Genomic DNA, 20,438 nt, shown 5'->3' on the forward strand with positions numbered 1-20,438 from the left:
TTTTGCGTTCAGGACTTCAGCGTGTCCTTGTAGACCTTGCCGTCCTTGATGATGACCATGAAAGTCCTCCCGGGATCGGCCACCAGCTTGATGTCTTCCAGCGGGTTGCCGTCCACCACGATCAGATCGGCATAGGCCCCCTGCTCGACGACGCCGAGATTACGGGGATAGGGGTTCCTCAGCCCCGACAGTCGCAGCAGTTCGCCATTCGTCGATGTCGCCATGATCAGCGCCTCCGCCGGGGTGAACCACCGCGTTAGATCGACGATCGAATTACCCTGGCGGCTGGCCAGCAGCGACGAGAACAGGATGTCGGTCCCGAAGGCGGTCTTGATGTGGTACTTGCGGACCAGCCGGTACATCCGGTCCGTCCCGTCCACCACTTCCTTCAGCTTCGCCTGCTCGTCCGGCCCCATCGCGGCGCCGAGCGACATGTCGACGAACGGCTGCGTGCTCAGCCAGACGCCGTGGTCGGCGATCATCTTGGCGGTAGGCTCATCCATCAGGTGGCCATGCTCGATGCACTTCACGCCCATCTTGATCGCGCGCTGGATCGCCGCCGGCGTATAGGCATGGACGGCAACATAAGTGCCCCAGTTATCCGCGGCCTCGACCGCCGCCTGAAGCTCCGCCTCGGTAAAAGTGGAAACGTCCAGCGGGCTGAACGGAGACGCCACGCCGCCGCCGGCGGTCAGCTTCACCTGGCTGGCACCCTGCATCAGTTGTTCGCGCGTGCGCATCCGCACTTCATCCGGACCGTCCACAATCGCGGCGCCGCCCAGTTCCTCGATATGGCTGAGCGTTCCCGGCCGGCGCGGCAGTTCGCTCAACTGGCGGAAATCGCCATGGCCGCCGGTGATCGTGATCATCGCGCCGGAAGGATAGATGCGCGGCCCTTCGACCAGCCCTTCGTCGATCGCCCGCTTCAGCGAAAAGGCCGGACCGCCCATGTCGCGCACGGTGGTGAACCCGCGCATCAGCGCGGCCGTCGCCTCCGCTTCGGCCTGCAGCGTGGTATAGCCGATATCGTTGGTGAGCAATTGCTGCGGGGTCGGCCGCACGAACATCGAATGCCAGTGCGCATCGATAAGCCCCGGCATCAGCGTCCGCCCGCCGCCATCGATAACGCGGGTTGCCGTCGTCCCGGCGATCGCCCCGGTCGAAATGCGCTCGATCACGTCGCCCCGGATCAGCACGCTGGACGGCGGCGAAAGCGTGGCGTGCTTGCCGTCGAAGATGCGTACGTTCTGGATCAGGATCGTATCGCCGCCATCGGCGGGAACTTGCTGCGCCTGAATCGCCGGTGCCAGACCCACGGGCCCGGCGGCCAGCGCCAGCGCCGTCAGCCCCGCCACGATCTTGCGCAAGAGGTTTTGGGGGCGGCGATGAAAGGCAGGAAACGAAGGATGCATTGCAATCATTGCAGCCACTCCTGATCGACCGTACTTATTTTCCAAAGCAAATACACCACGGCAGATCGTAACGATAGATATCAGCAACATGCTTTCAGTCATGGTTTATCAGTGATACACACCTGACATTGGTAGATGCCACGAGTCGCCCGGATTTTGTCGGGTTAGCTATTTCGGCAGAATTCGAACAAATTCGACAAAGGTTACTCCAGGCATCGTTGCCGGGACTTACGGCATGCGCGTGCTCTGCTTTGATCCTGCATAGTGTTTCGGAGCGCGCGCCGTTTCGGAGCGATCGAAGTGCGACGATTGCTGCCGCCTGCCAAGCCGTTGCCCTGGTGAACTCACGTGTTGAGATAAGGAGAAAGCCATGAAAGCCTCTGCTTTCGCGATCATGCCGGCCATTGCCGGTGCCGCGCTGCTGGCCGGATGCACCCCGCAACCGGGCGTATCCTCATTCTCTCAGAACGAGGCCGGGCAAGTCGCCCAGGTCCAGTTCGGGCAAGTCACCGCGATCCGCGAGGTGGAAATTCGTCCGGGACAGACACGGGTCGGCACGGTAGCGGGCGGTGCGCTGGGCGCCATCGGCGGCAGCCAGATCGGTAGCAGCACCGCCGCCAATGTCGCCGGCGGCGTGGCCGGCGCCGTCGTGGGCGGCGCAGTTGGCAGTGCGCTACAGGGTTCGTCCCGCACGGCAGGTATCGAGATCACGTTGCACCTGGATTCGGGGGACGACGTGGCGGTCGTCCAGCCCGGCGATCCGCGCGACTTCCGCGTGGGTGACCGCGTGCGGCTTTCCGGCACATCCGAAAATGCGCGGGTAACTCACTGATCCGGCTGACTCACTGACACTGCACAGCCCGGTCGCGCCTAGCGCCGGACATTGCCCTGAAAGGAACAGGCATATGCATTTCGATCTCCCACGACTGGCCCTATTCGGCCCTGCGGCGCTCGCACTTGCAACGCTCGCCCCGCCTGCCGCCGCGCAACCGGCCAACAGTTCGACATTCGATCGTGCGGTTCTGGCGCAATTGGACGCGCCCACCCGCGCCGAAGTGGAAAAGCGGGCGGTGAAGGGCAATACGGTAACGGGCGTGGTCGGCACGATGCTGCTGAACAATTACTACGCCGCCAATCCGAAAAAGCCCGGCCAGGCGCTGAATGTGGTGGCCGTGGACTTCGCGCGCGGATCGGTGGTGTTCAGGCGATCCGCCAATGTGTTCGAAGTGCAGCGGTTCAATCCGCAAAACCTGCGGTTGCAGCGCTGAATAACCGAACGACTGAATGAACGGGCAGGCAGGCGGGCCGGCCTCGGCTGAAGTAATTCCGACCGGTGATTACTTGGCCGTCGTTTCCGGCCCTGCCCGCCAGATGCGATACCGGATCTCCACCTCGGGCGCCGTGAAGATCACAATGGGAAGACGGCTGTTGTAGCGCAGCATCGGTTCGTCGGCACTGCGCACGAACTGTTTCGACTGGCTGTTGGGTGGGCAGGCCATCAAGGTGGTGGCCGGCGGATGCGCCGTCGTGACGACATAATAGTCATAGCCCCAGCCGGCTACGGTGCGCTTTTCCACACGCGATCCGAACAAGTGGCGGTTGCAGTCCACCATCATCGTCCTGCCGACGATTATTCCAACCTTCAGCGCGTCTTCCTTGGCAGCTTGGGGCAGGAAGATCACCCGCCGTATCTGCCCGGGCTGAGCAGGGGGAAATGCCTTCAACTCGTCCGCCGCCGTGCGCTTCGCCGGGGCGGCGCCGGTTGCCGGTGCCAGCGCAAGCGACGCCGCCACGCCCAGCGCCAGGCGGCCCGCCCATCGTGACGGGTTCGCGGCGTGTGAAGAACTTGAGCCGGCCATTTCCCACCTCGCAGAATACTTGCAGAATACTTTGAGTTCGGTTCGCGCGCGCCGCCTGATCCGTCAGAAAGCAATTCCCCCGTCAGAAAGCAATTCCCCCGTCAGAAGGCGATTCCCATCGTGATCGCCGGCGCCGCCGGGTTGGAGCGGCGCCCGGCCGCCACCACCGATTTGATCTTGGGCCATTCGACACCCAGCGACAGATCGCGCAGCCAAGGCTCGCGCACATCCAGCGCATCGGCAAGATCGAGGCCCAGGTAGGTGGCGAAGTTCCAGTTGCGGTGCTTGATATACGACATGAGATCCCGGTCACGATAGCGGTGCCGGTCTTCCAGTCCTTCCGGGGAAAGTGCCAGATCGTCTTCTAGCGTCGCGATCGTCATGGCCGTCGGCGAGACCCGCTCGATGTGATTGGCGGCCGTTCCGGACGGCGCTGCCGCCCGACGCGGCGCAAATTCCTGCGCGATACGCAAAGTGCCCGGCCCCGGTCCAAAGCGATGGGAGACACCTGGCTGGACGGGCGGCTGGTTCGATACTGAGGGCGGCGACATATCCGCGCTCTGCCCACTGCGCCGTAGCGGAACCGGGATCGATGCCGCCGGGGTCAGGACCAGATTCGATGCCTGCCGAAGACCGCGCCTGCCTTCATATCCGCGCGACTGGGACAGGGCATCGGGGGTAGCATTCGGACCGGATCGCTGAACGGTCACCAAAGGATCCTGCGTGGGCCGTCCGGCGCTATCTTGCGCCAGCGCGGGCAGCGGACAGGCGACCAGCCACGCCAGACCGGTTTCCATGCCCAGGACCGCGAAAGCGGCGTTTCGCCCTGGACCGGCCATGATCAGGCCATGTTCGCCGCGGCGTTCATTGCGCGATCCATACGGTCATCGTCGTACTCCCGCCAAAGTTATGAGCAGCCGAGGTTTGCATACTCTAAAGTTCGCAGGCCAACCGAAGTTCCGGAACAAGGATGCGCGGCCTGTCGCAAATGCGCCAATCCTGCCCGGCAGATTCCAATCGCACTCTTATGCGGTATCAGCCAAGCGTGCATCGGAGCATATACGGAATTTCCCCGATATCGGCCACAAACGCGCCGAACCGTGCGCCCGTCTCAGCGGCCGACGACGCGCACCATCGGCGCACGGCGAAACCGCGAAACACTGCCGAAAGCCAGTTCAACCGTGCGGACGCGGTGGGGCGCTCCCGCTAGATCGACGGTAGGCGTACACCCCCCCGCCGCGATACGGTCATGCACGGGAACCTCCTGCCGCTGCCCATCCTCGAACTGAATGGACAGGGTCTCAAGACGGAGAGGCGTGTTGAAGACGCAGAACTTCAACTGGCGAAGGTGACGCTCGCTGGTCACCTGCACGGTCTCGTGCTCGGTGCCGCTGGCGATGTTTCGCGCGCCAAGAAATATCCAGGCATTCGACGCCGCATTCGCGCCGCTCGGCTGTGCGGTCAGCGCGCCCAGCGGCGCGACAAGGCACAGAGCGCCAAGAGTCAGCAGAAACGAACGCCTCATCGATATTTCCCCCGCGCAAATCCGCCCGAACGCATCGGGCCAGATAGCGCAAACCCATGCAAAGCAAACAAAAAACAAAAGGCCGAGAATGCCCCTTGCCGTCCGACAAGAGGTACACCGACAAGCCCCGATGATGCAAATCGGCTTTACCCAACAACCACGACCCGACTTCCGCCCTACCCCCTTTCGTTCCGGGGACCATGCGCGTTTTTTGCCGCCATCCGGCTGACAAACCCCTGCCCTTCTCCTAGAATTTATCGGAATATACGAGGAAACCGATGAAAAGAACTGGTCGTGCGTCAGCTCTGGCGCTTCTGGGCGGCTTCGCGCTGCTACCGGCTATGGCCCAGGCGCGGGCGGACATCCATGCGGACTTCGCCAAGGTCATGCCCCGCCTGCAATCGTCGATGAACGGCAACGACTGCACCGGCGCGATGAAAATCGTCTCGCCCCTTCTGGCGCGCAAGGATTTCCCGACGCTCGATGCCAGCCAGCAGATACGTGTTTTGCTGGCGGCCGTGCTCTGCGAAGGAGGCAGCAACCGGATCGAGCCGGCGCTGGTCCACGCACGCGCCCTCACCGCGCTGCCGGGTGCGCCGGACGTGGCCTGGCGGATGCGTTTCGGCCTGGAACTCGACAGCAACCGCAATCACGATGCGGTGACTACGCTCGAAACGATCCAGCATGACGCCCCGGCAGCCTTCGGCACGTTCAAGAGCGACTGGATCTTCACGCTCGCCCGCCGCCTGGCGGAAGAGCCTGATCCTGCGGCATACCGCCGCCTGCTGGTGCTCACTTCGGCCCCGAAGTTCGCCCCGGCGAAGGACGATCCCAGCTATGAAGGCATGCGGCTGCGCTACGCCAAGTTGCTGGCGCAGGAGGGTGACAAGGCCGGCGCCACTGCGCAGATCGCTGGCATCCACAGTGCGCAGCGACTACTCGACGCCAGCCTCGATCCCACGCTGCGCGCCGTGCTGCCGGCTGGGTTCGACGTGCGCGCCGCCTATGAGCGGCAGGCGACGGATCTGGAGAAGCGCAGCCTTGCCCGGCCCGGCCTGCTCGATCTGCCGATCGACCTTGCCGCCACGCAGCGCACGCTGGGGCAGCCCGAAAAGGCACTGGCCACGCTGGAGGCGGCCCGGCCCGACGGTGTGCTGGCCAAGCAATTTTCCGACCGCACAGAACGGCTCAACTGGTGGTGGGACGGCCTTGCCCGCACCTATGAGCAGCTTGGCCGCTACGACAATGCCGTCGATGCCTATCGCAGTGCCATCAGCGGCGGGGAGCGGGGCGCGGCCAACGTCAGCCAGTCGATCAACCTTGCCTATCTGCACGCGCGCTTCGGCCATCCTCAGGATGCACTGACGGTGCTGGAGCCCTTCGCCGGCGGACAGCTTCAGGCAAGCCCCTATGGCGTGATGGAATACCATCTGGCCCACGGCTGCGCCGCGCAGGCGCTGGGCCGGCAAGACCTTGCCGAAGCCGATCTTGCCTATGCCGAAGCGCATGGGAAGGACCATCCGGACGCGCTGACCGATCTGGAACTCTGTCTGGGCCGGATCGATGCCGCCGCGGCAACGATGATCGCCCGATTGGACGAACCGGACCTGCGCGTGCAGGCGCTGGCCCGGCTCAGCATCTACCGCGCCGCCCCCGCCAACCTTCCGCGCGATCCCTTCGATGACCGAATGCAGGCACTGCGGGCCCGCGGGGATGTGCAGGCGGCAATCGTTCGCGCGGGCGGCATCGGGCACTTCGACATCTATCCCACCACGTTCTAGTCCTCTTGCACCTCTCCATGGGCGCGGCCATAAACCGCGCCCATGCGCACTCTTCTTGCTGCCGCGCTCCTTGCCGGCTCCGCTTCCGTCGCCATCTCGCCCGTGATGGCCCAAACGATACCCGCTCCGATCCTGACCACGCCTGAGGCGAAGGACGTCTGGACCCACGCCGAGCCGCAAGTGGCGCGCGTCACCCATGTCGCGCTGGACCTCGATGTCGATTTCGCCAGCAAGACGCTGGCCGGCAGCGCCGTGCTGGACATTTTGGCCGCGCCGGGCGCCACGCAGATCGTGCTGGACGTCAACGACATGGACGTGTCCGCCGTCACCGACGGCTCGGGCAAGCCGCTGAAGTGGGCAATCGGCCCCAAGGACGCCGCTAACGCCGATATCGGTTCGGCGCTCACCGTCGAACTTGCCGGCGCGACCAAGATCAAGATCGCCTACCGTTCCAAGCCCGGCGCCACCGCGCTGCAATGGCTGCCGCCGGAAATGACTTTCGGCAAGAAGAAGCCTTTCCTGTTCAGCCAGGGCCAGGCGATCCTCAACCGTTCCTGGGTGCCCACGCAGGACAGCCCCGGCATCCGCCAGACCTGGGAAGCCACCCTGCGCGTTCCCGGCGACATGGTCGCGGTGATGAGCGCCGAGAAGCTTTCGGGCGACAAGGGCGAGGCGCTGCCCGATGGCCGCCGCCAATTCCGCTTCCGCATGGACAAGCCGGTGCCGCCCTACCTGATCGCCTTTGCGGTGGGCGATCTGAAATTCAAGTCGCTCGGCCCCCGCTCCGGCGTCTGGACCGAGGCGCCGATGCTGGACAAGGCGGCGAAGGAATTCGTCGATGTCGAAAAGATGATCGACGCCGCCAGCAAGCTCTACGGCCCCTATCGCTGGGGCCGCTACGACATGCTCGTGCTGCCGCCCGCCTTCCCTTACGGCGGCATGGAAAACCCGATGCTGACCTTCCTGACGCCGACCATCGTCACGGGCGACCGCTCGAACACCGATGTCGTCGCGCATGAGCTGGCGCATTCGTGGTCGGGCAATCTCGTCACCAATGCCACATGGTCGGATTCGTGGCTGAACGAGGGCTTCACCACCTACTTCGAAAACCGCATCATGGAATCGCTCTACGGCAAGGAGCAGGCTGCGACCTATGCAGACCTCGACTGGGACGTGATGCAGCGCGAGATCGCTGCGGCCGGCGGCCAGACCGGCGCCGCCACGCGCCTGAACGGCGAACCGGGCGCGGGTGAGGTGGATTACACCAAGGGTTCCAACTTCCTGCGCATGATCGAATATACCGTGGGCCGCGAGAAGTGGGACGCCTATCTCACCTCCTACTTCGACCGTCACGCTTTCCAGCCGCAGACCACCGCCGGCTTCCTTGCCGACCTTCGCGAACGCCTGCTGAAGGGCCAGCCGGAACTGGAGCTGAAGCTTCAGCTCGACCGCTGGGCCTACGGCGCCGGCCTGCCCGACAATGCCGTTCGCGTCCACAGCGCGACGCTGGCCAAGGTCGATACCAAGCTGGCCGCTTTCAACGCCGGCGGCCCGGCCAGCGCCGTGCAGCCCACCGGCTGGACCACGCAGGAATGGCTGCGCTTCCTCAACGGCATCGACCGCCAGCAAAGCCCTGCGCGCCTGAAGGAACTGGACGAGACGCTGGGCCTCTCCGCCTCCGGCAATGCCTATATCCAGTCGGCCTGGTTCGAACTCGCCATTGCCAACCACTACGATCCGGCGGTGCCGTACTTGCGCGCCTATCTCTCGCGGATCGGGCGCGGGCTGCTGGTCTATCCGCTCTACAAGGGGCTGATGAAGCAGGGCGACTGGGGCCAGCCCAAGGCGCGGGACTTCTTCGCCGAGGCCAAGCCGACTTACCATCCCTCCACCGCCGCCGGGATCGAGCGAATCCTGGCCCCCGACGCCAACGCGCAGTAGGCTTGCCCGCATGACCCGCCGCTTCGGTTCCGCCCCCGGCCCCGCCGAGTTCGAGGCCCTCGCCCACGCCGCCTTCGCGCGGATACCGCAGCCGTTCGCGCAGCACCTCGACGGGATAACCGTCCACGTCGAGGAGTTCGCGGACGAGGAGACGCTGCACGCACTGGGGATCGAGGACGCCTGGGACCTGACCGGGCTCTACCACGGCCGCCCGCTGGACGAGGAATCGGTTTGGGTTTCGGGCGAGTTCCGCCCGCGCATCACGCTCTATCGCCAGCCGCTGCTGGCGGAGTGGTGCGAAACCGATGTGTCGCTGGAAGACCTGGTGACGCATGTGGTGGTGCATGAGGTGGGGCACCACTTCGGCCTGTCGGACGACGACATGCACGCACTGGAAGACGACGCCGATTGACCGGTCCTCCCCTGTAAGGGGAGGTGGCAGCGCGTAGCGCTGACGGAGGGGTGTAACCGGCGCGGTAGTCCGCCACCGGGAGGCTGACACCCCTCCACCACCCTTCGGGCGGTCCCCCTCCCCTTGCTGGGGAGGATTTGGTGATCGCCGACAGGTCTCTCAAAACCCGACCTCGTCGCCCCCGCGAAGGCGGGGGCCCCGCTTCCTCTCTGCCACGCCCGCGAAGAAAAGCGGGATCCCCGCCTGCGCGGGGATGACGGGGAGTGTTGGATGCAAACGCTCCGAAATGCTCAGCTGGTGAACAGCGCCTTCCTGATCACCGCGTGGACGCCGTAGTTCCCGTTCACGACCTGCGACACGCCGAAGTCCACGCCTACCGACAGCAGCGAGATCGCCTCGTCCTCGGTCAATTGCTTGGCCGTCATCAGGAAGCGCCGCGCCTTGCGGAAGGCGTCGCGCATGGCGGCATCGATCGAGCTTTGCTTGTAGACCTCGCTCTGCGCGTCCGGCCCCAGTTCCTTCAGGTAATTGGGGTGCGAGAAGCCCATGATCACCCACTCGGTCTCGGTCTCGATCAGCGGGTAATCGACGTCCTTCAACTGCTCCATCACGCCCGCGCCCTTGTGGTGGACGATCTGGATCAGCCCGGTCATCGAACATTCGATGGCGGTGCCGCATAGCTCGCTGTCCCCCTGAGAGGCATGGGGATCGCCCAGCGAGAGCAGCGCGCCGGGCACCTGCACCGGCAGGAACACCCGCGCGCCGGGCCCGGTGCGCCAGTTGTCGAGATTGCCGCCGAAGCTTGCGGGCGGCACGGAATCGACAAGGCCATTATGGTTCGGCGCCACCGCGATCACCCCGAAGTGCGGGCGGATCGGGATCTCGACGTTCTGCAGGATGTCGTAATTGCGCTCGATGCTTTCCGGGTTCACCGGCACGCCCGGATAGTCGTAGCGCGCATGGGTGACGCCCGAAGGATCGACCTGCGGCGTCCAGCGATAGGAATAGACCGCGTGGGCCGTGGGCAGACGCCCGCCCGCCGCTTCCACTTCGTAGATCGTCACCACCTCACGGTTTTTCGGTTCGGTCAGCAGGTCGTTGTAATGGAAGCCCCAATAGGTCGCGGCGTTGGAGCCGAAGCTTTTGCCGGCAAAGCGCGGATTGCCGCTGGGGCGCGGCTTCAGGTCGAGGATGCGCACTTCGATCAGGTCGCCCGGCATAGCGCCTTCGATGTGGATCGGCCCGGTGCAGATATGCACGCCGAAGCCCTCGCCCGGCCCACGCCCGAAGGCGCTGGCGTCCATCGGCCCGGCGCCGCGCCGTTCGACCGTCTTGCCGCAGTGGTCCCAATGATAGACGCTCTCCACCCCGGCATCGCCTTCGACCATGCGCTCGGGATCGTCGTTGGCGTGATGGGTGAGCGCCTCGATCGTCACGAAGTCGCCAGACCGCACGCGCAGCGCCGGTTTCAGGTCCTTGCTGAGATAGCCCCAGTGGATCGTCTCGGGCGTGGCGGGCAGGTGGTGATGGCGCGAGGTGCCGGTGTCGCCCATATAGGCCGGCACTTGCGGCGTATCCTCAGCCGCGTGCTCCTCAAGCTGTTCGTCGAGAACTTCCTCGACCTCGACCGCCTCTTCGGTTTTCGCGCGCTCCTTGCGGGCCGGCCGGCCGCGACGCAGCAGTTCGACCGCCGCCTGCTCCTGCGGCGGCGCCTTGCGGTATTCGCGGGGTGAAATGCCATACTGCTCGCGGAAGGCGCGGCTGAAAGAGGCGCTGTCGTTGAAGCCCCATTCGAACAGGATGTCCGAAATCGACTTCTGCACGTGGAGCGGGCTGCGAAGATCGAGCCGGCAGCGTTCGAGACGGCGCACCTTCACATAGTGGCCGAAGCTGTCGTCGATCGATTCGAACAGCTTCTGGAGATAGCGAGGCGAGATGCCGTGCTCGGCGGCGACTTGCTGGTAATTGAGGTCCGGGTCGGAAAGGCGGATCTCGATGGTCTGGAAGATGCGTTCCAGCAGCGCCGCGCGCATGCCCGCCGCGCCGCCCAGCGCCTTGGCCGGGGCATTGTCGAGCAAGGCGGTGACGAGGAATTCGGGAAAGGCCAATTCCACCGGGCGCGCCTGATCGGTGGTGATGTCGGTCAGCGTATCCGCCAGCGATCGCAGCATGCCGGCGAAGATGCGCGCCGAGCCGCTGTCGGTGGCAATCTTGCGCGGCGGGCCGCTGATCGGGGTTTTCAGGCGCTGGCTCAGTTCGCTGTGCGGCACTTGCACGATCAGGCTGCGGTTATCGCCCGTGAAAGCCAGATTGACCGGTGAATCCCCGCGCCCGCAGATGATGTCCCCATCGGCAAGGCGCAATTCCTGCCCGGCATCGCGCATGGTGGCGCTGCCGTCCAGGATCATCGCCAGCCAATAGGTCGCCGGCTGGTCGCGGAAGTCGATGGTCCAGCTTTGCGCCGTGCCGGTGACGCGGATGAAGTCGATATGGGTGCTGGAGCGGAAATGGATCAGCTCGCCATAAAGCGTCGCCTCATCCGCCTCGTCCAGCGTCAGCGACAGGCGTTTGAGCGCGAACCGCCAGGCATCGCGGCGCTGCTCCTTGGGGTAGACGTTGGTCGTTATGCGCAAGCGAGAACCACCCTGATAGACCGGTGGCACCCTTCCCGAACGGGCGTCCAATATCGTACTTTGGCGACCTTATGACGAAGGTCTATCGGGCCTCCGTCCACTCGGCAAGGGCGGCGTATACCTTAGTCGAAGGGCGTCTCGTTGCCGTACACACTGGTTCCGACTTGCTCTACTGGCGCGTCGCCCCGGCCGCAGACGGCAAGCATCGTCAGGGCGTAGACCAGCGCGCTGGAGGCCATGTCTTCGCCGGTCGGCCGCCATCGCGGCATGCCGGTGGTGACCGCGGGCACGCGGTGCATGTTGAACACGTTGTGATCGCGCCACATGCTGGAATAGACCGGGTGCGCCGGCTCCACCGCCGCGCCGCGCGCCAGCCGGGTGGCGGCATCGACAGCGCCCACCAGCGGGGCGACTTCGGACGGGCGTGCCTCGAAACCGTGGCGCACGACTACCGGCTCGACGTCGAAAGCCTCCACATCCACGCCGCGCATGGCCTCCATGATGCCGTGATAGGCATCGGCGGCCTTCTGGCGGGGGTTCAGCGAAACGTCGATGTAGAGCGCGCAAACCTCGGTCCCCGCGCCGAAATCGATCGGCATGCCGCCGCGTACCGACGCGATCTGGACCTTGGGATGGATCGCCCCGCTGGCGGTCTCCATGATCGAATCGCGCTCGAACTTCAGGCCCCATGCGTGGAGCGCGTCGATCACCGGGCCAAGGCGATAGATCGGGTTCGGATGGCGGCGCGGATCGGTGGGCGCGTCGAGGATCGGCGAGAACACGCCCTGCCCGAAGATCCGCACGCGGTAGAGCGCATAGCCGCAGCCCTGCCATGTCAGGCCGAAATCGGTGCCTTCGGCCGCGATCGCATAGTCCGGCGCGACGCCGCCGTGGTGGAACAGGTAATGCGCGCCGATATCCTTGCCGTTCCAGCCGATGCCGGCGAACTCCTCGATCGGCTCCGGCCCGATCTCGCCGGGGCAGGCGGTGAGCCAGGTCTTGCCGGACAGGCCGATGCCTGCCTTGCGCAGCGCCTTGGCGGCAATCAGGAAGCACGACATCGGCCCGCGATCGTTGCTGACCGGATAGCCGCGCAGGCGGCCTTCCTCGTCCAGCCAGCACTGCGTCCATTCGGGATCGGCTAAGGTGGACTCGCGGTAGCGGAACTTGTCATGCTCGCGCATGCCGCTGGGGCTTTCGGTGTCGAGATGCGCGGTGAACAGCAGGTTCGCGCCGCGTCCCGTTCCGCCGTATTCGCCGATCACATTGGGCCGTTCCGGCGTGGCGCCGACTTTGCGCGGCTTGAAGCCCTCCTTCGCCATCCAGTCGTGGACGAATTCGGCCGCCGCCAGTTCCTCGCGCGAGCGGCTGGGGATGTTGCCCAGCGTCAGCGCCAGTTCGACCAGCTCGTCGGTATCGATGGCCGCGGCGATGGCCGCGCGTTCTTCCTCGCTTACGGCGTAGGGAGCTTTCGCGGGATCGGCGAAGGTCGGGACGGGATCGGGCATATCGGCCAAAGTCAGGCTCCGTTTGAAATCAGTGCCGCATGTAATCAGTGACCGGGGGCGAAGAGGGCTTCACCCTCCGCCTCGCGACCATAGCGCGGCAGCAGTGTGAGCAGCAGCGCGCCTGCCAGCAGCGCCGCGCCAACGCCGACCAGCGCCGGGCGATAGGAGTGGTGCGCGTCGAATACGAGGTCGAGCAGGATCGGCGTCGTCCCCTGCGCGGCGATCACCGCCGAATACATGGCGCCGATCACCGATCCGAAGTGCCGCGTGCCGAAGTAGCGGGCGATGAAATAGGGCAGCGCGCCGAACTGGCCGCCAAGGCCGATGCCTAGCAGCGCCCCGCCGACGATCAGCAGCGGCATGCCCTGCGCGGTTTCCAGCAGCACGAGGCCGAGCACCGCCATCAGGTACATCGGCACCGCCACGCGCGGGGTCTGGATCTTGTCCATGATGCGGCCCGTGGCGATCTGCCAGCCGGAAGTGACGAGCGCGAAGACGCTGACCACCGCCGTGCCGGTCGTGACCGAAAAGCCCCGGTCGGACAGGATCGGCACGACATGGCTGAACACCGCCGTCGTCCCGCCCGCGCCCGCCGCCAAAGCGATCAGGATCAACCAGAACATCGGCGTCTGCGCCGCTTCGCCCAAAGTCATGCCCTCGCGCTCGACCGCCGCTTCCCCGCCCGCGACGGCGGCACGGTCGCGCAGCAAGAGGACCAGCAGCGGCAGCGCGATCACCAGCATGAAGGCGCTGATGCCCAGATAGCCTGCGCGCCAGCCCCAGGTCTGCACCAGCACTGCGGCCAGCACCGGCAGCACCACCGAGCCGATGCCGCAGCCGCCGCCCGCGCTGATGCCCAGCGCCGTACCGCGATTCTCGTCGAACCAGTCGGCGATCACTTTCTGGAAGATCGGCGTGCCCGCCATCGCCCCGAACACCGCGAGCACGGTGAAAGTCGCATAGAACTGCACCAGACTGCCGCTGTTGAGCGCTAGCGCCGCGATCGAGAGCGAGAGGCCGAAAATGCCGATCAGCAGCGTCTTGCGCGCGCCGGCCTTGTCGATGTGGCGGCCGATCAGCGGATAGGTGATCGCGCCCACCAGCGCCAGAATGCCCAGCACGCCGGAAACGCTGGCACGGCTCCAGCCGAACGCCTCGGTCAGCGGCACCAGAAACAGGCCGAACACGGCGTGCACCGCCGGTGTCACGCTCACCGAATTGCCCAGCGTGCAGGCGAACAGCACGCCGCCTCTGGAGCCCTTCCCCCCGAATCCCTTCAAAGCACCGGCCATACGCTGGGAACCTCCAGTTTCGCGCGGGCGAGCACCGCTGCGCCGGTCTTCTCGACCTGATGGTAGAGCTTTTCCTCGTCGATCAGGGTGGAGCGGTAATTGTCCACCACCCGCCGTCCGTCGACCCAGACCGAATGGACACCGCGCCCATCGGCCGACCAGACCAGCTGGTTCACCACGTTCATCAGCGGCCGCCACTCCGGCCGGTTGCGGTCGTGCAGCACGAAGTCCGCCTTCATCCCCGGCTTCAGCGCACCGACCGTACCCGCAAGGCCAGCCCCGCGTGCGCCGTTGACCGTGGCCATTTCCAGCACTTTGGTCCCGGGGAAGAGATCGGAATTGCGCAGCGCATCCTTGAACAGGCCGGCGCAGGCGAACATCGCGCGCATCATGTCGGCCGCGTTGCCGTTGTTGTTGCCATCGGTGCCGAGTTGCAGGTTGACGCCCGCCTCCACCATCTGCGGAAAGCGCCCGGCCGCGCTGGCACCATAGGCCCCCTTCATCGCCGTCATCGGGCAATGCGTCACATTGGTGCCGCTCGTCGCCAGCAGGTCCACCTCACCCCCGTCGAGGTGGATCGCATGCGTGAGCGAGAGATGCGGGCCGAGCGCACCGAGGTCGGCCAGATGCGCAATCGCGCGCAGGCCGCTCTCGGCAAGGTAGAATTCGGGATCGGCGGGGTCCGCGCTCATGTGCGCGGAAATGCCGGTGCCACTCTCGCGCGCCAGCACGGTCGCCTCGCGCCAGAGATCGTCGGTGGCGGTGTTGTGGCCCACCAGCAGCGGCCAGGCGGTCAGCAGCGCATCGCCCGACGCAGGATAGCGCGCAAGCTGCGCTTCCAGCTTGGCCACGGCGGCCGTGGTGAGCGCGGCCTGATCCTCGCCCGATGCGAAAGCACGGTCCTGCACCCATTGGCCGATCCGTCCGCGAATGCCGGTTTCCGCCAGCGCGTCATGCACCGTGCCAAGGTCCAGGATCGTCCCCGCCTCGACGAAAGTGGTGGTTCCGCTGCGCAGCATTTCCAGTGCGGCCAGCGTCGCGGCGACGGCTTCGTCTTGCGGTTCCTGTGCCAGATAGGTCGGGATCAGCCAGCCGAAGACATTGGCATGCCAATCGGTATCGTCCGGCACCGCGCCGCGCGTGATCGGCTCCCCGGTCATGTGGACGTGGCAATTGACGAAACCGGGCGTGACCACGAAGCGGTCGGTTCCGTCGATCACCTCGCGCGCGGCAAGGGTACGCTCTACATCGCCAGATGCGCCCACCGCGACGATCCGGTCTCCGGACACGGCAATGGCGCCGTCGCGAAACACGCGCCGCTCGTCATCCATGGTGACCAGCCAAGCGTGGCGGATCAGCAGGTCTGCGGGGATCGGCGCCACAGGATCGCTGCCCCCGTTTAACATCAAGCCTGCCAGGCTTTCGCGACCGCATCGGTCGTGGTCAGCAGCACGCAGTTCTTTTCCATCGCCGAAAGCGAGCTTTCATGCAGCCCCGGCTCGTAAGCGGCGCTGGCGTCGGAGACGAGGAACACGTCGTAATCGTGATGGAAGGCAGAACGCGCCGTCTGGTCCACGCAGCAATCGGTGGAGAGGCCGCAGATCACCAGAGTCTGGATCCCGCGTGCGCGCAACTGTGCATCGAAATCGGTGCCGTGGAAGCTGTCGTAGAGCAGCTTGGCGATCTCGATATCGCCTTCCTCGGGAAAGATGCGGTAATAGTCCGCGCCGCCGTCCGCGACGCGGCAGATCGCCTCGCCCCCCGGCTGGCCGCGCCGGACCATCAGGGTCTTCAGCGCGCGCGAGTCGGTTTCGGGGCTGGTGACGACGCGCATCAGCGCCACCGTGGCTCCAGCGCTGCGCGCCGCCGCCACCAGCTTCTCGCAATTGTCGATCGCCGCCTCGGCGGGCGAGAGATCGACCCCATAGCGGCCCAGCAGACCCTGCGGCGCCGCGAAATCGACCTGAATGTCGACGACCACCAGCGCGGTCGACTGCGGATCGATCATGCCCGCAAGGGCGGCGGCATCCACATGGGGCAGCTCGTCAGCGCGCAGCGGCATCGGATCAGCCCTCCACCGCGGCGGCAACCTTGTCGGGGAACCGCTCGCGCAGGGCGGGCAGGATTTCCGCGCCGAAGACCGGCAGGCTCTTGATGTAATCGTCGAAGATCAGCATCAGCCCGTCGGTGCCGGATGCTTCGAGCAAGTCGCCCACCTGATCGGTTACGCTCTTGGCGCTGCCGACGATCTGAGCGGACATGAACGAGCTGCGCGCCTTGCGGGTGAAGTCGTTCTCCTTGCCGATCTCCGCATCCAGGAAGCCGTAAGCGCGCATCATGCCCGCCAGCGCCCCTTCGTCGAGCCCGGCGGCGTAGTGCTGCGCGGTGGCCTTCGCCGCATCGTCGCTGTCGCCAATCACCAGCGTCATCATCGAATAAGTGCGGATGTTGCGGCCATATTCGGCGGCGATGGCCTTGGCGTGATCGCTGTTCTTGGCGAGTTCGGCGCCGGTGCCGCCCGAAAGGAAGATCGCGTCCATTTCCTCGGACGTCAGGCGCATGCCGATCTCGGAAGATCCGGCGCAGACGAGGAACGGACGCTGCTCCGGCTTGGGCCAGGATTCGCAATCGTCCAGCGTCACGTAGTCGCCGTGCATGGTGACGGATTCGTCGCTCCACAGTGCCTTCACCGCGCGCACCCATTCGTAGGCGAGATCGTAGCGCTGATCGTGATTCACGTCTTCGGGCCAGGCGCCCATCTGCGCGAACTCACCCTTGTAGGATCCGGTCACGACGTTCAGGCCGGCGCGGCCACCGCTCACCTGCTGCAGCGTCGCCATCATCTTGGCGGCCACCGCCGGGTTCTGCAGCAGCGTGTGCAGCGTGGTGACGATCCGCGTCTTCTTCGTCACTTCGGACAGCGCCGCCATCAGCACGATCGGATCAAGCGAGGAATCCCAGTGCTTGGTCTCGCCGCCGTAACCACGGAACTTCGACATGGACATGATGAAGTCCATGCCCGCCTGCTCGGCCAGCAGCGCGCACTGGCGGTTGTAGGCGTAGGAGCCGTCCAGCTCCGGCTTGTTCTTCGACAGGATCCAGCCGCCGTTGGCGACCGGCAGGAACAGACCAAGGTCCTTGCCGCCGTTGTCGGAGGGAAGGCCAAAGGGTGTCAGCGGATGCGGGTTCATCTCAGTCCTCTGCAAATTCTTGTTCGGTGCTGTCCTGAGATCAGCCTAAGGCAACGCCCGCCCGGTTCTTGATCGGCGGCGCATGTTCTGTTGCCGCCCCCGACAGCAAGTCCGCCACCGCCGCGCGCATCGGCATGGACGGTGCCGCGCCCTGTCCCAAGGTGCAGAGCGCTGCTGCCGCGCTGGCCCAGGGCAGCGCTTCGGCAAGACTACGGCCTTCGTCCAGCAGTGCCGCCAGCGCACCGCAGAAACTGTCCCCCGCGCCCACGGTATCGACCGGGATCACCGGCACGGCGGGCACGTGAATGTCCCAGTCCTTCTTCACCGCCACCGATCCGCGCGCGCCGAGCGTGACGACCACCGCCTGATCGTCATGCCGGATCAGGCCCCGTGCCTCCCGCACCACGGCGGACAGGGCATCGACCGGCCCGCAGCAGGCGAAAGCAGCGAGTTCGGTCTGGTTGACCACCAGCACATCGACGTGATCGAGCAGCGCGTCCGCCGCCAGCACCGCCGGCGCGGCGTTGAGGATGCGGATGCATTTGGAATTGCGAAACACCGGCAGCAGCGCGCCCACCGGCACTTCCAACTGAGCGAGCAGCACCCCCTCCATAACCGGCCCCGGCGGGCTGAGCCGTGCATTCGCCCCGCTGACGACGACGATCTGGTTCTCCCCCTCGGCATCGACGGTGATATAGGCCGTGCCGGTTTCCACCCCTTCCAGCGCGACTACGCCGGAAACCGCGATCCCGTCGCGCGCCAGCCGATCGCGCATCCAGCGCCCGGCATCGTCCTCTCCCACCGCGCCGACCATGCGCGTTTTCGCCCCCATGCGCGCGGCGGCGACCGCCTGATTGGCGCCCTTTCCGCCCGGTAGTTTCGCCGTTGCCTTGGCGATGACCGTCTCACCCGGCAGCGGCAGGTGATCGAGCGAAGTGATGATGTCGAGATTGATCGAACCGACGATGTGAACTGCCAAGTTTGCCGCTCCGCTATTCTTGAACCGCCCCTTCGCGGGGCCACGTTCTGCAAGTGCAACATCGGGTGCAGCATGGCCCGCCTTACAGGGTCAAGCCTGTGCTGGCGCCGTGCGTCCCCGCACAATAATTGCGGGTTCCAGCGCCAAGAGCCTTCGCGCGCGTGCGATCTAACTTTGCCGCACACTCTACGCCTTTCGCCTTTTGGGAGACATGCGAATTATGACCACCTGGCTCATCACCGGCATCGGGGGAGGCCTTGGCCGCGCCCTTGCCGAGGCCGCGCTCGCACGCGGGGACACCGTCGTCGGCACCACCCGCAAGGACAGCGACCCGGAGTTCGAGGCACTCGCCCCCGGCCGCGCCCATGCGCTCTCGGTCGATCTGACCGACGAAGCCTCGGTCAAGGCCGCTGTCGCCAAGGCGGAGGAGATCACCGGCGGCATCGACCGGCTGGTCAACAATGCCGGCTACGGGCTGATCGGCGCGATCGAGGAAGTCTCCATCGAAGAGGCCAAGGCGCTGTTCGACGTGAACCTCTTCGCTCCGCTGCGCATGCTGCGCGCACTGCTGCCCTATATGCGCGCGCGCCGGGCTGGCCATGTCGTCAACATCACCTCGGTCAGCGGCCATGCGCCCTGGGCGGGCACGGCGCTCTACGGCGCCAGCAAGTATGCGATGGAGTGCATCGGCCAGACTCTGGCGCAGGAAGTGGCGCCGATGAACATCCGCGTCACCAATGTCGCCCCCGGCGGTTTCCGCACCGGCTTTGCGGCGGCCGGCCTGAAAATTGCCGAGGCCGATATCGCCGACTACGAGGACGTCGCCCACTTCGCGCGCCGCAGCCTGACCGAAGGGGCGGGCAAGGAAAAGGGCGACCCCGCGCGCGGCGCCGCCGCGATCCTGACCGCGCTCGATGCGACCGAGCCGCCGCTGCACTTGTTCCTTGGCGAGGACGCGCTGCATTACGCGGGCGATCAACTCGAATTCGTGGGCAAGCAGATGCGCGAGTGGGAAGCCCTGTCGCTCTCCACCGCCTTCGAACCGGCCTGATGCACAAGACCGTGCTGCCCGACTGGGCGGTGGAGCGGGGGCGGGGTTACAACGATTTCCCCACGCTCGATCCCCGGAGCACCGCTCTGGTGGTGATCGACATGCAGGCGGCGTTCGTGGGTGAGGGCGAAGTCTTCGGCAATGCCCATGCCCGCGACGCCATTGGGCCGTGCAACGCCCTTGCCACGGCGATGCGGCGGGCGGGCGGCACGGTAATCTGGATGCGCCAGACCACGAGCGAGGAGCCGCCGCTGGCGATGCCGCAGTGGCAGTACGATCGATCGGATCCTTTCGTGGCGCGTGCGATTGCAGCGTTGCGGCTGGGGGAAATTTCGCACGATCTCGACCCGGCGATGGCCCGCGAAGTCGGTGATCTGGTGCTCGACAAGTACCGCTATAGTGCCTTTTCCTGCCCGGAGCAGGCATTGGAAAAGGCTCTGCAGGCGCTTCCGGTCGAGACGCTTGTGCTGACCGGCACGCTCACCAATGTCTGCGTGGAATCCACCGCGCGCGAAGCGAACATGCGCGGCTGGAAAGTGATCGTCGTCAGCGATGCCTGCGCGGCCGTGAGCGACGAGGAGCACAATGCCGCGCTGATGAACCTGCGGCTGAATTTCGCCGACGTGCGCGGTTCGGATGAGGTGTTGGCGATGCTTGCGGAGAGAGTTTGGCTTAGTCTCTGCAACTCATCACCGGTCATACGAAACCTGACGCCGGAACTGACAGTGCCGAAAAGAGCTTTCGAGAATCCTCCCCTGCAAGGGGAGGGGGACCGCCCCCGCTCATCCTGAGCTTGTCGAAGGAAGGGTGGTGGAGGGGTGTCAGCCTCTCCGTCGCGCACTACCGCGCCGGTT

18 protein-coding genes are annotated in these 20,438 nt (G+C 65.7%); 7 read left to right on the plus strand and 11 right to left on the minus strand.

Features of this window, described 5'->3' with window-relative positions; translation table 11 throughout:
• Nucleotides 1–8 precede the first annotated feature (8 nt).
• On the minus strand, nt 9–1,421 hold the full coding sequence (locus ACZ1JC_RS09615) for a metal-dependent hydrolase family protein (RefSeq protein ID WP_465137072.1): 1,413 nt from the start codon (nt 1,419–1,421) through the stop codon (nt 9–11).
• A 361-nt stretch (nt 1,422–1,782) separates the two neighbouring features.
• On the opposite strand from ACZ1JC_RS09615, the gene ACZ1JC_RS09620 reads away from it, so the two are divergent.
• On the plus strand, nt 1,783–2,244 hold the full coding sequence (locus ACZ1JC_RS09620) for an outer membrane lipoprotein (RefSeq protein ID WP_465137071.1): 462 nt from the start codon (nt 1,783–1,785) through the stop codon (nt 2,242–2,244).
• A 73-nt stretch (nt 2,245–2,317) separates the two neighbouring features.
• The gene (locus tag ACZ1JC_RS09625) at nt 2,318–2,680 is read left to right on the plus strand and encodes a hypothetical protein (protein ID WP_465137070.1); all 363 of its coding nucleotides are present in this window, start codon (nt 2,318–2,320) and stop codon (nt 2,678–2,680) included.
• A gap of 69 nt (nt 2,681–2,749) precedes the next feature.
• Here the strand turns inward: ACZ1JC_RS09625 and eco are convergent, their stop codons facing one another.
• From eco to ACZ1JC_RS09640, 3 genes are all read right to left on the minus strand, one after another.
• The gene (eco, locus tag ACZ1JC_RS09630) at nt 2,750–3,205 is read right to left on the minus strand and encodes a serine protease inhibitor ecotin (protein ID WP_465137069.1); all 456 of its coding nucleotides are present in this window, start codon (nt 3,203–3,205) and stop codon (nt 2,750–2,752) included.
• Nucleotides 3,206–3,372: 167 nt separating this feature from the next.
• Nucleotides 3,373–4,110: a hypothetical protein gene (locus tag ACZ1JC_RS09635; protein ID WP_465137068.1), complete on the minus strand. Its 738-nt coding sequence runs from the start codon at nt 4,108–4,110 to the stop codon at nt 3,373–3,375.
• Nucleotides 4,111–4,382: 272 nt separating this feature from the next.
• Nucleotides 4,383–4,796, minus strand: coding sequence for a hypothetical protein (locus tag ACZ1JC_RS09640; RefSeq protein ID WP_465137067.1), 414 nt, complete (start codon nt 4,794–4,796; stop codon nt 4,383–4,385).
• A gap of 278 nt (nt 4,797–5,074) precedes the next feature.
• Here ACZ1JC_RS09640 and ACZ1JC_RS09645 point away from each other — a divergent pair, with 278 nt between their 5' ends.
• Genes ACZ1JC_RS09645 through ACZ1JC_RS09655 form a run of 3 tightly spaced genes read left to right on the plus strand, consistent with a single transcriptional unit; the run spans nt 5,075 to nt 8,930 of the window.
• Entirely contained in the window at nt 5,075–6,577 is a 1,503-nt protein-coding gene (locus tag ACZ1JC_RS09645) for a tetratricopeptide repeat protein (RefSeq protein ID WP_465137066.1), read from the plus strand.
• 42 nt (nt 6,578–6,619) lie between these two features.
• Entirely contained in the window at nt 6,620–8,518 is a 1,899-nt protein-coding gene (locus ACZ1JC_RS09650; protein WP_465137065.1) for a M1 family metallopeptidase, read from the plus strand.
• A 10-nt stretch (nt 8,519–8,528) separates the two neighbouring features.
• Nucleotides 8,529–8,930, plus strand: coding sequence for a metallopeptidase family protein (locus ACZ1JC_RS09655; RefSeq protein ID WP_465137064.1), 402 nt, complete (start codon nt 8,529–8,531; stop codon nt 8,928–8,930).
• 290 nt (nt 8,931–9,220) lie between these two features.
• Here ACZ1JC_RS09655 and ACZ1JC_RS09660 read toward each other — a convergent pair whose 3' ends face one another.
• From ACZ1JC_RS09660 to ACZ1JC_RS09690, 7 genes are all read right to left on the minus strand, one after another.
• The gene (locus ACZ1JC_RS09660) at nt 9,221–11,563 is read right to left on the minus strand and encodes an acetamidase/formamidase family protein (RefSeq protein ID WP_465137063.1); all 2,343 of its coding nucleotides are present in this window, start codon (nt 11,561–11,563) and stop codon (nt 9,221–9,223) included.
• 122 nt (nt 11,564–11,685) lie between these two features.
• The gene (locus ACZ1JC_RS09665; RefSeq protein ID WP_465138635.1) at nt 11,686–13,071 is read right to left on the minus strand and encodes a zinc-binding metallopeptidase family protein; all 1,386 of its coding nucleotides are present in this window, start codon (nt 13,069–13,071) and stop codon (nt 11,686–11,688) included.
• Between the two features lie 44 nt (nt 13,072–13,115).
• Entirely contained in the window at nt 13,116–14,315 is a 1,200-nt protein-coding gene (locus ACZ1JC_RS09670) for an MFS transporter (protein WP_465137062.1), read from the minus strand.
• A gap of 32 nt (nt 14,316–14,347) precedes the next feature.
• A complete protein-coding gene (locus tag ACZ1JC_RS09675; RefSeq protein ID WP_465137061.1) occupies nt 14,348–15,745 on the minus strand; it encodes an amidohydrolase family protein in 1,398 nt (465 codons plus the stop codon).
• 23 nt (nt 15,746–15,768) lie between these two features.
• Nucleotides 15,769–16,425 (minus strand): cysteine hydrolase family protein, encoded by a 657-nt coding sequence (locus ACZ1JC_RS09680; protein WP_465137060.1) that lies wholly within the window; start codon nt 16,423–16,425, stop codon nt 15,769–15,771.
• Nucleotides 16,426–16,429: 4 nt separating this feature from the next.
• Nucleotides 16,430–17,554, minus strand: a complete 1,125-nt coding sequence (locus ACZ1JC_RS09685; protein ID WP_465137059.1) for an LLM class flavin-dependent oxidoreductase — start codon at nt 17,552–17,554, stop codon at nt 16,430–16,432.
• A gap of 40 nt (nt 17,555–17,594) precedes the next feature.
• Nucleotides 17,595–18,533 carry a ribokinase gene (locus ACZ1JC_RS09690; protein WP_465137058.1) on the minus strand — a complete coding sequence of 313 codons (939 nt, stop codon included), beginning with the start codon at nt 18,531–18,533 and terminating at the stop codon, nt 17,595–17,597.
• A 220-nt stretch (nt 18,534–18,753) separates the two neighbouring features.
• Between ACZ1JC_RS09690 and ACZ1JC_RS09695 the strand changes: the two genes are divergently transcribed.
• Together ACZ1JC_RS09695 and ACZ1JC_RS09700 are read left to right on the plus strand one after the other, a co-directional pair.
• Nucleotides 18,754–19,584, plus strand: coding sequence for an oxidoreductase (locus tag ACZ1JC_RS09695; RefSeq protein WP_465137057.1), 831 nt, complete (start codon nt 18,754–18,756; stop codon nt 19,582–19,584).
• Nucleotides 19,542–20,375: a cysteine hydrolase family protein gene (locus ACZ1JC_RS09700; RefSeq protein WP_465148415.1), complete on the plus strand. Its 834-nt coding sequence runs from the start codon at nt 19,542–19,544 to the stop codon at nt 20,373–20,375. The genes ACZ1JC_RS09695 and ACZ1JC_RS09700 overlap by 43 nt, the downstream gene beginning before the upstream one ends.
• Nucleotides 20,376–20,438: the final 63 nt, after the last annotated feature.

Source organism: Sphingomonas sp. BL-S-28, assembly GCF_055521515.1.